Raw genomic sequence first — 763 nt, forward strand, 5'->3', positions numbered from 1 at the left:
CAACGACCAGGATGCTCACCTGATATGGGACAGCATTTGATGGGATTGAAGATAATATGGACTCACCGTCCGACACCAGATCGCAATAACCGCCAACAGCCCCCGTATCCAATTGGGTCGTTGCGCTATCGTGGGGGTCATCGTCCACCTTGTCGTAAAAAATGCCGTCTATCGGGACTGGACCGCAATTGTTGGCGTCGCTGTCGGATGTAGCATAGTAGTCAGTACCAGAAACCAGGGAGCCTCCGGTATTCTGCGCAAGCGTTACATCACCCGCCGCCGGGGGGGTACTCGTATAATCCACGTTCGCCGCTGAAACGTTCGCCCCCCAATGCGCTTCCGTGGTGGCTTCATCGGATACGCCCGCAGAATCGATCTGTAACAAAGCGAACGGTTGACGGTCGGCGTTTTCCAGTTCAGTCAAAAATTTAGGCGGTAATGCAAGCATCCGTTCTTCCCTCAGTTCCCAATCGACCCACGTACTGACCCACGATGGGCCGGTTTCTCCATAGTGAACGTCTTGCCACATCTCTGGCGGCGGTTGGTCAGGAGATGAATAATAATAATTATAACTGTGTTCACTGCCACACCCCATTAACAGGAACAGACAAACAACTAATCTTTTCATAATTCCTCCCCATGTCAACTCTCCACATAATTGATTTTCACGTTCCCGGTATTCCCTCCTGTGGCGGCAAGCATATCGCCGAAACCGGAGAAAAACATTTCCGCTAAAGCTTCCCGGTTAACCAGACTATCGGCA

1 protein-coding gene is annotated in these 763 nt (G+C 51.5%); it reads right to left on the reverse strand.

Translation table 11 applies throughout. From position 1 onward, the window contains the following. A partial coding sequence (locus P1S46_12330) for a hypothetical protein (GenBank protein ID MDF1537251.1) occupies nucleotides 1–628 on the reverse strand: 628 nt, incomplete at its 3' end. Nucleotides 629–763: the final 135 nt, after the last annotated feature.

It is taken from the genome of bacterium, assembly GCA_029210545.1.
Taxonomy (GTDB): domain Bacteria; phylum BMS3Abin14; class BMS3Abin14; order BMS3Abin14; family BMS3Abin14; genus JARGFV01.